At 35.9% G+C, this 13,330-nt stretch carries 13 protein-coding genes; 10 read left to right on the top strand and 3 right to left on the bottom strand.

Going from position 1 to position 13,330, the window contains the following annotated elements; translation table 11 throughout:
- Nucleotides 1-45: 45 nt before the first annotated feature.
- Together C7K42_RS11585 and C7K42_RS11580 are read right to left on the bottom strand one after the other, a co-directional pair.
- The gene (locus tag C7K42_RS11585) at nucleotides 46-1,245 is read right to left on the bottom strand and encodes a toxic anion resistance protein (protein WP_094243226.1); all 1,200 of its coding nucleotides are present in this window, start codon (nucleotides 1,243-1,245) and stop codon (nucleotides 46-48) included.
- A gap of 54 nt (nucleotides 1,246-1,299) precedes the next feature.
- Nucleotides 1,300-1,977 (bottom strand): 5-bromo-4-chloroindolyl phosphate hydrolysis family protein, encoded by a 678-nt coding sequence (locus C7K42_RS11580; RefSeq protein WP_014125508.1) that lies wholly within the window; start codon nucleotides 1,975-1,977, stop codon nucleotides 1,300-1,302.
- 188 nt (nucleotides 1,978-2,165) lie between these two features.
- On the opposite strand from C7K42_RS11580, the gene C7K42_RS11575 reads away from it, so the two are divergent.
- From C7K42_RS11575 to C7K42_RS11565, 3 genes are read left to right on the top strand one after another with little or no spacing between them, the layout of a single operon-like run.
- Nucleotides 2,166-2,735 (top strand): NUDIX hydrolase, encoded by a 570-nt coding sequence (locus C7K42_RS11575; protein ID WP_014125507.1) that lies wholly within the window; start codon nucleotides 2,166-2,168, stop codon nucleotides 2,733-2,735.
- A 3-nt stretch (nucleotides 2,736-2,738) separates the two neighbouring features.
- A complete protein-coding gene (macP, locus tag C7K42_RS11570; RefSeq protein ID WP_014125506.1) occupies nucleotides 2,739-3,020 on the top strand; it encodes a cell wall synthase accessory phosphoprotein MacP in 282 nt (93 codons plus the stop codon).
- A 24-nt stretch (nucleotides 3,021-3,044) separates the two neighbouring features.
- The gene (locus C7K42_RS11565; protein WP_014125505.1) at nucleotides 3,045-3,737 is read left to right on the top strand and encodes a 5'-methylthioadenosine/adenosylhomocysteine nucleosidase; all 693 of its coding nucleotides are present in this window, start codon (nucleotides 3,045-3,047) and stop codon (nucleotides 3,735-3,737) included.
- 207 nt (nucleotides 3,738-3,944) lie between these two features.
- Here the strand turns inward: C7K42_RS11565 and C7K42_RS11560 are convergent, their stop codons facing one another.
- Complete coding sequence (locus C7K42_RS11560; protein WP_014125504.1) at nucleotides 3,945-5,831, bottom strand: M13 family metallopeptidase; 1,887 nt, start codon at nucleotides 5,829-5,831, stop codon at nucleotides 3,945-3,947.
- 252 nt (nucleotides 5,832-6,083) lie between these two features.
- On the opposite strand from C7K42_RS11560, the gene C7K42_RS11555 reads away from it, so the two are divergent.
- From C7K42_RS11555 to C7K42_RS11525, 7 genes are all read left to right on the top strand, one after another.
- A complete protein-coding gene (locus C7K42_RS11555) occupies nucleotides 6,084-6,623 on the top strand; it encodes a C39 family peptidase (protein WP_014125503.1) in 540 nt (179 codons plus the stop codon).
- A gap of 63 nt (nucleotides 6,624-6,686) precedes the next feature.
- Nucleotides 6,687-7,658: a ribose-phosphate diphosphokinase gene (locus tag C7K42_RS11550; protein WP_094243229.1), complete on the top strand. Its 972-nt coding sequence runs from the start codon at nucleotides 6,687-6,689 to the stop codon at nucleotides 7,656-7,658.
- Nucleotides 7,659-7,745: 87 nt separating this feature from the next.
- A complete protein-coding gene (locus C7K42_RS11545; RefSeq protein WP_014125501.1) occupies nucleotides 7,746-8,903 on the top strand; it encodes a cysteine desulfurase family protein in 1,158 nt (385 codons plus the stop codon).
- 42 nt (nucleotides 8,904-8,945) lie between these two features.
- On the top strand, nucleotides 8,946-9,284 hold the full coding sequence (locus tag C7K42_RS11540; protein WP_014125500.1) for a DUF1831 domain-containing protein: 339 nt from the start codon (nucleotides 8,946-8,948) through the stop codon (nucleotides 9,282-9,284).
- 305 nt (nucleotides 9,285-9,589) lie between these two features.
- Nucleotides 9,590-10,711, top strand: coding sequence for a tRNA 2-thiouridine(34) synthase MnmA (mnmA, locus tag C7K42_RS11535; RefSeq protein WP_014125499.1), 1,122 nt, complete (start codon nucleotides 9,590-9,592; stop codon nucleotides 10,709-10,711).
- Nucleotides 10,712-10,839: 128 nt separating this feature from the next.
- Nucleotides 10,840-11,217 carry a DUF1033 family protein gene (locus C7K42_RS11530; protein WP_014125498.1) on the top strand — a complete coding sequence of 126 codons (378 nt, stop codon included), beginning with the start codon at nucleotides 10,840-10,842 and terminating at the stop codon, nucleotides 11,215-11,217.
- A complete protein-coding gene (locus C7K42_RS11525; protein ID WP_014125497.1) occupies nucleotides 11,150-13,225 on the top strand; it encodes a DNA topoisomerase 3 in 2,076 nt (691 codons plus the stop codon). The genes C7K42_RS11530 and C7K42_RS11525 overlap by 68 nt, the downstream gene beginning before the upstream one ends.
- Nucleotides 13,226-13,330: the final 105 nt, after the last annotated feature.

Below are 13,330 nucleotides of genomic sequence, written 5' to 3'. Positions count from 1 at the left end.
CCCTGAAAGAATTAATTCTTTCGGGGAGTAACATTAAGCTCTTTTTTATTGCTCTTTTTTAGTTGTTAATTCGATCAATTTTTGTTTTAGGTCTTCTTCCATTTCGCCAAGTTCTAGTTCTGCATGACGACGGTTTTCTTTACCTTCTTTTTGAATACGTAAAGTTTCTTCGATCGTTTCTACTAAGTCATTTTGTGTTTGTTGCAAGGTGTCGACATCAACAATACCGCGTTCATTTTCTTTTGCAGTTTCGATGGCCGAAACTTTCAACATTTCAGCGTTTTTCTTCAATAAATCATTTGTTGTTTCAGAGACTTGTCTTTGAGCAGTTACAGCATCTTTTTGACGTAACAGCGTTAAAGCAATAACGACTTGGTTTTTCCATAAAGGGATCGCTGTATTGATCGAAGACTGAATTTTTTCTGCTAAAGCTTGATTTGTGTTTTGAATTAAGCGAATTTGCGGCGCTTGTTGCAAGGAGATTTCACGAGTTAAGCGCAAGTCATGTGTCCGTTTATCTAAGCGATCTAAAAATTGAGCATAATCATTTGCTATTTGCACGTCCATTTGTTCGCCTGTTCGTTTTGCTTTTTCCATTGCTTCGGGAATAGTTTTTTGTTCTAATTCTTCCATTTTAACTTCACTAGCGGCAATATAAATATTTAAAGCGTCAAAATAATCCTTATTTTTTTGATAAAGTTGTTCAAGCATCGCATGGTCATCAAGTAGGCCTTCTTTTTCCTTGTCTAATTTAACGGCAACCTTATCCACTTGTGCACCGATTTTTTGGTATTTTGCTGTGATTTCATAAATCGACTGTTTAACTTTACCAAACATACGTTGAAAAATGTTGCCCTCACCGGCACGGAGTTCGTCAGGATTGGCTTCTTGCAAACGGTACATTAGATCGTTAAGCGTATCTCCAATCGGTCCAATATCAGAAGTTTGTACTTGACTTAACATTGATTGTGAGAATTCACTCAATTTTGTTTGTGCTTTTGTCCCATAAGTTAACACCGCTTGTTGATCTGTAGCATCAATCTGATCGGCTAGTTGCTTGGCTTGCTGTTGCCTTTCTTCTGATAATTTATCAACTAAGCGAGGTGCTTGTTCTTGCGTATGTAGATCGGCGATTTCCTTTTGTTGAGTGGCTGTTAATTGATTTAAATCGGGTGTAAATGAATCATCCATTAAATCTTCTAAAGTCTTGTCAACAGAAGTTGGTTGGTTCGAGCGGTCGGACATAACAATTTCCTCCTTCAATAGTTTGAAAAACAGAAGAAGATAAAAGTTGAACTTTTATCTAGCTTCATGTTGTTTGTAATCACCGTTTTGTTTTAAACTTTGTTTAGCAATAGTCATTTCTACATCTAAATCGTCTAAATCATCAGCGACAAATTTCTGATAATCAATTGTGATTAAAGCAGCCATTTGATCGATGATTTGAATACTTTCTTCGATTTTATCATAAGTATCACGATTTTTTATTTCATGTTCGTTGATTTCCATAAATTTGTCGGTTAAATCCACTAAGTTTGGTAGATGAGTGTATAAAAAGTGGTTTGCTTCAGGCATTCTTTTAGGAGAGTCCACAATTTCTTTAAATAAAGCCTTAGCTGCTTTGATGGTATCATGACGTAAATCAACGGCCCTTAGTTTGCCACTTTTGTTCATCGTTATTTGTAAGTGATCAATTTGTTTTTTCGTTTGATTCATCGTTTGACGGAACATATCGATTTCACTGTCAGACATCCCAGCATCGATATAATTTTGCTCTCTTTTTTTTGATAGTGTAGGTAGTTCACTTTTTTTAGAATACTTCGATTTGCCCTTAAAACCATAATAGATTAAAAAGCCGCCGGCAACAAAAAACAGCAATGGGAAATAATCAAATGAGTCATTTCCAGAAAAAATGTTAAGCAAAAAAATGACTCCCAAAATGACGCCAATCCACAATGCCCATTTTGAATTTTTCATTTCTAAACCTCCTAAAATCCTTGTATATAAACGTTTTGTCTTATTTCTCTACTCTTTCATTCTATCATGATATAGTAAATAAAAGAACCCGACTTACGGTGTATTTCTATAATTTAGAAAAAACATAACTTTTTTTGTGTTAAAATATAAGAAATTGTGTAGGATAAAAAAGAAAGATTGGTGAAATAATGCTGAATTTTGACGATTTTGCAGAAAAAACGCTAACTAGAAAAGAGATATATAAAGGAAAAATCATTGATGTAGCTTTAGATGATGTAAAGCTACCCAATGGTCAAACTTCTAAACGAGAATTAGTTTTCCATGCAGGGGGCGTGGGGATTATTGCGCTAACGCCAGAAAATAAGATGGTATTTGTACGTCAATTTAGAAAACCAATGGAAAAAGTAATCTTAGAAATACCCGCGGGTAAAATTGATGAAGGCGAAGGGAAGCATCCAGAAGATACAGGAAAAAGAGAATTAGAAGAAGAAACTGGATATAAGTGTGGTTCTATGACTTTTCTTACTTCCATGTATTTATCGCCTGGGTTTTCCAATGAGATGATGTATATTTATCAAGCCAATGATATCAAAAAAACAGCTCATCCTAGAGCACAAGATGAAGATGAGCTGCTTGAGCTTTACGAATTGACATTAGCTGAAGCTGAGCAGGCTATTAAAGATCAAACGATTTGTGATGCTAAAACGATTTATGCGATCACCTGGTGGAAGTTGTTGATCGCACAAGGGAGTGTTTGACATATGGCAAAAGGACCGCTTATTTCTCGCTCGCAGTTGCGCAAACATCGTGTCGAGGACGAAAAAAAGCAAGAAGAACAAAAACAAGAGGAAGCACAGTATCATAAAGAGGAGCAACAAATTGACAATTACTATCGTAAACAATTGAAAAAAAATAAACCTCTTAATGCAACACGATCTAGTCAAAACCAGCGCTCAAGACAAATGAACAGTTTCTTGATGAAATGGATCGTTATTGTATTTTTATTATTGGTACTGGTGTTAATGATGGTTTTCTTTATATAAATTTGATGAAAAGGTAGGAAAGACATGAAAATAGGAATTATTGGTGCAATGGCACAAGAAGTAAAAGTTTTGACTGAATCGTTCAAAGAAATAAAAAAATGGGAGAAAGCTGGCGCTACTTTTTATTCCGGCGAAATGGCTGGCAATGAAGTTATTGTAGTACAGTCTGGTATTGGTAAAGTATTAGCTTCACTGACAGCAAGTCTTCTGATTCAACACTACCAAGTCGATCTTTTAATTAATACCGGATCGGCTGGCGGGATTGGTGAAGGGCTGTCCGTTGGAGATGTGGTTATCGCAGAAAAACTAGCTTATTATGATGTAGATGCTACAGGCTTTGGATATAGTTATGGTCAACTTCCAGGTGGAATGCCTCTTTATTATGAAACAGATAGTAAGCTGGTAACACAAATTGCTGATGCAGCAGAAAAATCTAATCTTTCTGTAAAAAAGGGTTTGATTGTTACGGGGGATTCTTTTATCGATGATCAAGATAAAATCCGAGAAATTTTAAGTCATTTTCCAGCAGCCTTATGTTGTGAAATGGAAGGAACAGCAATCGCTCAAACAGCTTACCAATTTGATGTACCGGTAGTTGTTATTCGAGCAATGAGCGATACAGCAGATCATGCTGCGACGCAAAGCTTTGATGAGTTTATTGATGAAGCAGGTCAACGTTCAGCTGAGATGGTGCTGACGTTTATCCGTTCTATTTAAATAAAAGGAACTATGACATAAGTTTATTGGCTAATAAAATATCCGAACTATAAAAAGATTGCTCCTGCGGTTACTCGTCGCATGAACTGCATTGCTCCTGCGGTCTAGCAGGTTCTCGTGGCAAATTCACAACGATTAGCAATTCTTAATAAATATAGTTCGGATATTTTTGTCTTATTTTTACTTATGTCACGGTTCCTTTTTTTATTACCAAATTTTCACTCGATTTTCAGTTTTGCGGTACATACCATCAGTAGATTGGATGTCAAAAACAGTAAAAAAGTCGTCTAGATTTTGTAGCTGAATATTGGCTCTTAGTTTTGCTGGTGCGTGTACATCGATAGCTAACAATAATTGTTGATATTGTTGTTTTGCTTTTGTGCGCCAAATTTTGGCCCAGTTATAAAAGAAAGCTTCTAAGTTGTTTTGATCTTCTTTTTTTGCTGCCTCTAAAGCACAACTGAGTCCGCCAGCATCTGCGATATTTTCTGAAACAGTTAATGTACCATTGACTGTACCCTCAGCAAATTGTAAACCATCAAACTCTTTGATCATTTCTTGCGCCAGTTTTTCAAAGGAAGCTAAATCTTCTTTTGTCCACCAATTGTTCATATTTCCGTACTCATCAAATTTCGCGCCGTTATTGTCAAAAGCATGAGAAATTTCATGGGCAATCACAGCACCAATGCCTCCATAGTTAGCACTTGCTGATTGTTCAAGGCTATAAAATGGTGCTTGTAAAATAGCCGCTGGGAATACAATGATATTTAAGGAGCCATTATAATAGGCGTTTACAGTAGAAGCGGCCATTTCCCATTCGTTCCGATCTACTGGCTTTTTGAATTTCTTAAAGTTAGCGAGTCTTGCTAGCTTTGAAAAATTTCGAACATTAGCAACCAGAGAGTCTTCTTTATTGGTTACTAATTGATTATAGACAGCCGGAATTTTATCTGGATAACCTACGTTAATTCCTATATTATCTAATTTTAAAATCGCCTTTTCTTTCGTTGCTTCTCCTAGCCAATCGTTTTGTTTTAAACGATCCTTATAAATAGCAATCATTGAATGAACCATATGTTCTACATCTTGTTTGGCTTTTTCACCAAAATAATTTTTTCCATAATAAAGACCAATAATTTGATCAAATTGGTTTAAAGTCAAATGAAAAGCAGCTTTTTCTTGACTGGGGATGTTTTCAATACCAGATAAAGCACGGCGATATTGGCTGGCTGCTTGACGGAAATCTTCGCTTAAGTATCTGGCATAGCCAACGACAGTTAATGCAAACATCCAACTTTTTAGTAAAGGTAAGTGACCGTCTGTGATAAAGGTATTAAAGTTTTCGAAATATTCAGGTTCGGTGATAATGATTTGATCAACAGTATCATCAAATAATTGATCAAAAGCTTGTGTAAAATCAATTTGATCAGAATAAGTAGTGACAGTTTCTCTATCCCGAGGATTGTAGATTTTTGTATAGTCAGCATTTTCTTCGGCTGTTCGCACATAAGGGACTAAGCTTCGATCAAAAGCTAGCGCTTGTTCTGCAATTGTTTCGCTTTCTGATTGGCTACATCCGGTCAAATTTAACAGTTCAACTACCATATCAAAAAAGACCTGCAATAATTTTTCACCTTGTTCACTATCATAATAGGTTTTGTCTGGTAAAATCAAAGCAGTTGGCCCCAGGTATAAGGCATGTTTTTGCGTATCCTTCATATCCGCATCGACAAAAAATTCAAAGGGTAATGGAAGTCCATCTTTTATCCAACTCGCTAATTGTTGATTAAGGTCTTGATAACTATCGATAGCATGAATCCGATCAAGCAGATCTTGGATTGGTTCGGATTTGAGCGAATTTCTTTTGTCATAATCATTTGCTAAACGATAGAAAGCAACAGCTTCCTTCATTTTACCTTCAGGGATTTTGCTTTCATCTGTACTCATTTCGTTTAATTGCTTGATTAAAAGTTGTTCAATATTTTCTGCTATATCTTGAAATCCTCCTGTAGCGGGCTTATCAGACGGGATTTCTGCAGTTTCTAACCAATCTTGGTTAACTGCTTCATAAAAATCATCTTTTATATTTGTCATGTTTAACCTCCATTCATATCATCAATTATGATACAAATAAAAAGGAGAAACAAGTTTCTTATTTTTAAGTTTTAAATTTAAATCAATGTAAGGGTCAAACGGTAATCATTTGTACTTAAGTTAGGCAAATGAGGGTCCAGTAAGGAAGCTTTTAAACTCAACTATGCAAAAGTAAAGGTCATATTAAAATAAGAAGTCCTAAATGATTTTTGCTGAATAGTTATAGTACAATGTCAAAAAGAGGGGATAGTTATGGAGAAGAATCAGTGGACTGGCTTAACAGCAGATAAGTTCAAACCGTATAAAAATTGGATCACTTCTAAAAGTGGTTTATGTGGGACAAACGCTGCTAGCGTGTTCATAGCTTTTTATCAGGATAATTTAGATGAGACGATTGTTCCAAGTTTTATTCGGGAAAAAAATAGTAAAAATAATACGCATTTAGTGCATTTTCTACGCTTATTTATTCAAAAACGGGGCTGGCCTACAATTGCTTTTCAACTAGCTCATGGACTATCAAGTTATTTTTCTTATTTTGATCTTAGTTATCGGGCGCGTGCGACCATGATCGGGGGCTGGCAACGTGTGACTAAAAGGATTGATCAAGGAAAGCCTGTAATTATTGGACTGAATAAATATTTAGGAAGTAGTTATGGCAATCATTGGGTAGTTGCTTATGCTTATAGGAAGACAGATAAGGGGCAACGTTTTGTAAAAATTCATGACAATTGGGGAAATTATCAGAAAATTATTCCCGCAAAGTGGATAAATGGGACGATTTCTTTACCTTAAACATAATGGCAAATTAGAATAAAAATATGTTAAAATAAAGAAAAAGTTTAATTGGAGGCACACATGGTCGCAAAAAATGAAGATGAATCGTTAAAAATTTTTAGTTTGAATGGTAATATTCCATTAGCAAAAAAGGTCGCTCAAGTTTTTGGCACAGAATTAGGCGAGTGCTCGATCAAAAGCTTTAGTGATGGGGAAATTTCTATCAGCATCGAAGAGAGTGTACGAGGGGTAGATACTTTTATCATCCAGGCTACTAATCGACCGGTGAATGATTATTATATGGAATTATTAATCATGATTGATGCGATGAAACGAGCGAGTGCAAAAACTATTAATGTGGTTTTGCCTTATTATGCCTATGCACGACAAGACCGCACAGCGAATCCTCACGAACCGATTACGGCAAAGTTGATTGCTAATCTTATTGTCGAAGCGGGGGCCACTCGTGTATTAACGTTAGATCTTCATACAGTACAAGTCCAAGGTTTTTTTGATATTCCTGTTGATAATTTGTTTACCATGCCTTTGTTTGCACAATATTATCGGGAAAAAGGTATGATGGATGATGACTATGTTGTTGTTTCACCCAAAAATAGCGGTGTTCAACGTGCACGAAGCTTGGCAGAGTATTTGGATACAACGATTGCAATCGTTGATCAAGGTGAGACAGAAGCAGACGAAGGTTACGTGATTGGAGACGTTCAAGGTAAGAATTGTATCCTCGTTGATGATATTTTGAACACTGGAAAAACTTTAGCCAATGCTGCAGAGCTTTTAAAAGCAAATGGCGCTAACAAGGTGTACGCATGTGCTTCTCACGCATTATTTTCTGACGGTGCAAAAGAAGTGTTGGAGCAATCAGAAATTCTTGATATTTGTGTGACCGATTCTTGTTTAACTGAAAAAGAACAACAACCTCAAAATGCTAGCTATATTACTTGCTCAAAACTGCTAGGCGAAGGTGTTAAAAGAATCCATGAAAATACGCCGATGAGTCCTTTATTTAACAAAGTAGATAAAGATTTTTTGTAAAAAAGAAACCAATGGAAAAATGTTGAATTTTTTCATTGGTATTTTTCTCAATAATGGTTTAAGTTGTAAATAAAAGAAGGTGAGAAAATGACTTATTTAGATCATGCAGCAACGACTCCTATGCATCCAGCTGTTATCGATGAAATGAGTAAAGTGATGGCAGAAACTTTCGGTAACCCTTCTAGTATCCATCAATATGGACGTAATGGGCAAGCAAAGTTAGAAAATGCCAGACAAATCATCGCGGATAGCTTGCAGGTAAAGCCGCATGAAATTATTTTTAATAGTGGTGGTACAGAAAGTGATAATACAGCGTTAATTGAGATAGCTTTGTCTAAACAAAAGCAAGGAAAGCATATCATCACAACCGCAGTCGAACATCCAGCGGTTTTGAATACAGCAAAATATTTAGAAAAAATAGGTTTTGAAGTAACTTATTTAGCAGTAGATGAAAATGGACAATTGTCTGTTGATGAGGTGAAAAAAACTTTACGTGATGATACTATTCTAGTTTCAATTATGATGGCAAACAATGAGACTGGTAATCTTTTTCCCATCGCTGAGGTTGGCGAATTATTAAAAGATCATCCAGCAGTTTTCCACACGGACGCTGTACAAGCTTACGGGAAAATTGCAGTTCATCCGAATGAATTACAGGTAGATTTGTTGAGTGTATCTGCCCATAAGTTTAACGGTCCTAAAGGGGTCGGCTTTTTATATAAACGTGACGATGTCAGTCTTCCTGTTTTTTTGCATGGCGGAGAACAAGAAGAAAAACGTCGAGCAGGCACGCAAAATTTGGCAGCTATTTGTGGAATGGCTAAAGCAATTGAACTTTTGTCCCCAGAAGTACAAAAGAGTAATCAAGAAAAGTACCAAGCTTTTTCTACTCAATTATTGAACGCTTTAACAGCTGCAGGAATTGAGTATCACGTAAATGGCGATATAGAAAATAAATTATCTCATGTATTAAATCTACAATTTGCGGGTATTTCTAATGACCTGATGTTGATGCACTTAGATTTAAAAGGGTTTGCTATTTCCACTGGCTCTGCTTGTACGGCTGGCAATGTTGAACCTTCACATGTGCTTGAAGCAATGTATGGAAAAAATTCGCCAGCCATTGGGGAGTCTGTGCGTATAAGCTTTGGTTATGGTAATACTGAAGATGAGGTAGATCGTTTTGCGCAAACGATTATCGACACTGTAGAACGTTTGAAAAGAAATACTAGAAAAACCGGATAAAAGCCCTTATAATAATGTTAAAAGTATTGATGAGGTGAAAAAATGGCTTTTCAAGAAGTAACAACAATTTTAGGCGCACAGACTAGTTATAAACTAGCCCCTACGGCTAAAAAATATACTTTGCGCGATAATGGCTTTAGTGAAACATCCAGTGGAAACTTTCAATTGATTCGTCCCCTTGAAGCGACCCCGCAGAGTAAAGAAGGACTGAAACTGAAAATTACTGTAGATAAAGATATCCAAAAAATGAAGATGTCAGTGACAACAGCTAACGGTTTAAAGGCAGTGAACATTTTTAAGATGAAAAATGAATTGTTACAGGAAAAATTTTATTTTTTGATGGATGGATTTATCGACCGCGGATTATTTGAAAAAGCTTAAAATAGTTTATTATTTAAAACTTGCAAAATAGAATTTGCAAGTTTTTTGTTAGATTTTACTATGGGAAAAATCATTTTTAATTTTATATTTTCAGGGAGTGTTTTTCGTTTTTACTCATCATGTTTGAAAACATGAGGAATAGATCGAAGCTTCACTCTCTCATATTTGTTCTTTTAATTATTTATTGACTTTAAGAATCCTTGCGTGAAATTCTTTGGGTTCTGCTGTATAATGGCAATTACTGGAAAGTTGCGACCTTCAAATCGTAGATATTTCAGAATCTATATTGAAATGATGGTGATAGCATGACTGACAACAGCAACACACGCGTTGTCGTCGGAATGAGTGGCGGAGTAGACTCGTCTGTCACAGCCCTTTTGATGAAAGAACAAGGGTATGATGTCGTTGGTATTTTTATGAAAAATTGGGACGACACAGATGAAAATGGCGTTTGCACTGCAACTGAAGATTATAAAGATGTTGCAAAAGTAGCAGATCAAATTGGTATTCCTTATTATTCTGTCAATTTTGAAAAAGAATACTGGGATCGTGTATTTGAATACTTTTTAGCAGAATATCGTGCAGGACGTACGCCTAATCCGGATGTAATGTGTAACAAAGAAATTAAATTTAAAGCTTTCTTAGATTATGCAATGGACTTAGGTGCTGACTATGTAGCAACAGGACACTATGCGCAAGTAGAAAAAGACGAAAACGGTGTAGTACATATGTTGCGCGGCGCTGATAATAATAAGGACCAAACTTACTTTTTAAGTCAATTGTCTCAAGAACAACTTGCTAAAGTGAAATTTCCTCTGGGAAACATCGAAAAGTCAGAAGTTCGTGAAATTGCTGAAAATGCTGGACTTGCCACAGCCAAGAAAAAAGATTCTACCGGCGTATGCTTTATTGGCGAACGGAATTTCAAACAATTCTTAAGTAATTACCTACCAGCGCAAAAAGGCGATATGATGACACTTGATGGAGAAATTAAAGGACAACACGATGGATTAATGTATTATACAATCGGTCAACGTCAAGGTTTAGGTATCGGCGGCGGCGGTAAATCTAGCGCACCTTGGTTTGTAATCGGAAAAGATTTATCCACCAATACTTTATATGTAGGCCAAGGTTTTGAAAATCCTGCGTTGTATGCTGACCGCTTAGATGCAAGTGAAATCCACTTCACAACTGAAGAAGTAAAACCAAAAGAATTTCGTTGTACAGCCAAATTCCGTTATCGTCAAAAAGATACTCCAGTGACAGTACGGTTATTAGAAAATGAACGTGCTGAAGTCATTTTTGACGAAGCGGTACGGGCAATTACCCCGGGTCAAGCCGTTGTTTTTTATGATGGAGATGAATGCTTAGGTGGCGGTTTAATCGATCACGCATATAAAGCAGCAAAAACATTGCAATATGTTTAATAATAAAAGGCAGGAGCGCTTCCTGTCTTTTATTATTAGCAATACAAATTTTCACAAGCTAATTCATTGCAACTTTTTTTAAAACTCACTACCATTATTTTTAGAAAATACTTTATAGGAGTGAGTCTATGTATCAAGTAATAACCATGTATGGGGACAACGAGCCATGGTGGTTTTTTGAGGATTGGCAAAATGACATTCAAGAAGAGACTAGTTTTTTGTCATTAGATGACGCAAAACTTTTCTTTCAGAAAAAATGGGATTTGATTTGCAATAATTATACATATATTAACTCTAAAACCAACTTCTTAAGTGCTTTTTGGAATGATGGTGAAGAACGTTGGTGTGAGGAATGTGATGATGATTTGCAACAGTATAAGGGTTTGGCACTATTAAAAAATTATCAACCAATTACAGTTGAAAGCGAAAGGAAATTTTATGAAGCAACTAATTCTAGCGGAAAAGCCAAGCGTTGCAAAAGACCTGGGCAGAGTATTAGGAGCTAATAAAAAAACAAAGAACTACTACGAAGGCCCTAATGTGATTGTCACATGGGCCCTCGGTCATTTATTGGGTCTAAAAATGCCAGAAGATATCAATAAAAATTGGCAGACTTGGCAAATGGAAACATTACCGATGATTCCCAAAAACATTGGGATTAAACCATTACCAAAAACTGGGCAACAATTAAAAGCGATTAAACAATTAGCTCATAGAAAAGATATTAAAGAATTTGTTATTGCAACCGATGCGGGAAGAGAAGGCGAGTTAGTAGCTCGCTGGATTCTCGAATGGGTTCATTTTGACAAGCCAGTAAAACGTTTGTGGATTTCTTCGCAAACAAATAAAGCGATAAAAGAAGGATTCAAACAATTAAAACCAGCAAAAGAATATGATGCACTTTATGAATCAGCGCTAGCTAGGTCCAAAGCAGATTGGTTAGTAGGACTGAACATTTCACGGGCTTTAACAGTGAAGTATGAAGACAGTTTAAGTGCCGGAAGGGTTCAAACACCGACATTATCTTTTGTAAGGCAGCAAGAAAAACAAATTGATAAATTTCGACCACAGACCTATTATGTCATTGAATTAGAGGTGGCTGGTCAAAAAGCAGCTCGCATACAAAAAAATCCTTATGAAATAAAAGAACAACAAGAAGCACAAAACTTGATTACACAAATGAGTCAGCATGCGGGTGCTGTAGTGTCTGTGAATGAAAAAAATAAAACAGAAAATGCGCCATTGCCATATGATTTAACTGAAATTCAACGCGAGGCTAATCAGCGGTACGGTTTTTCAGCTAAAAAGACGCTTTCTGTAGTTCAAAGTCTTTATGAAACGCATAAGGTAGTTACTTATCCACGTACTGATAGCAAATATCTAACAAACGATATGAAAAAGACGATGAAAGAGCGTCTACAGGCAATAGCGAATTTTTCCCCTGAAGTAAAAGACTATATTAAATCAGGAGCCAAGGTTGAGCAAAAAGCCGTATTTAACGATGCAAAAGTATCTGATCACTCTGGTTTAATTCCTACTGAACAAGGCGCTAATCCAGCCAAATTTTCAAATGACGAACAAAAAATTTACAATATGATTGTTACGCGTTTTCTAACTTTATTTGCTAAAGCTCATAAAAAACTGCAACAAAAAGCGACAGTTAAATTTGGTGATGAAACTTTTGTATTTACTCAAAATAAAATTATTGAAGCTGGCTGGAAAGGTCAAGAAGAATCTGAAAAAAATGTTAACAAATGGCAAGAAGGACAAAAAATTCAACCTAATTTTTCTATAAAAAAAGAATTAACCAAGCCACCAAAACCTTTGAATGAAGCGAGTTTACTGGCTAAGATGGAAAAATTTAGCTTAGGGACACCCGCTACACGAGCAGAAATTATTGATAAATTACTTCGTTCAGAGCTAATGGAAAGAACACCGAGTGGTTTGCAAGTTTCTCCTAAAGGTAAGCAATTACTTGATTTGGTAAATCCATCGTTAGTAACCCCTGATTTAACTAAGAAATGGGAAGAAGAACTAGAAGCTATTGCACAAAATAAATTCTCGAGCAAAAAGTTTTTAGCACAGATTGAAAAAGATACAAAAGAGTTAGTTAATGAAGTAAAAAACAGTCAGAAGAAGTATCAAGACTTTTCGATAACACAGAAGAAATGCCCGGAGTGTAGATCTTTCTTAAGAGAAAAAAATACGCGTAATGGTAAAATTTACGTTTGTTCAAATTCAGAATGTAGTTACCATCGTCGTAAGGATCCTAAGGTAAGTAATCATAGATGTCCTCAATGTCATAAGAAAATGGAAATTATTGAAGGTAAAAACGGGGCCTATTTCCGTTGTAAGTTTGATGGTATTACCGAAAAGATCCCAAATAAAAAAGAACAAAAGAAAAAAATGTCCAAGCAAGAAGAAAAACGTTTGTTAAAACAATATTCCAAACCAGATGAGCCAGAAGAAAGCCCACTAGCGATCGCGATGAAAGAAGCGATGAATAAAGACTAACGTTTATGTTAGGATGATGTTTAAAAGAGGCTGGGACAAAAAGCCTAACCTAACTTTGAATCACAAAAAAATCCGGGAAAGTTTGTATGAACTAACAAACTTCCC

The organism is Tetragenococcus halophilus subsp. halophilus DSM 20339 (genome assembly GCF_003841405.1).
Classification (GTDB): Bacteria; Bacillota; Bacilli; order Lactobacillales; family Enterococcaceae; genus Tetragenococcus; species Tetragenococcus halophilus.
The sequence above is the reverse complement of the archived record's forward strand: the minus strand, read 5'-3'. Positions and strand labels throughout refer to the sequence as shown.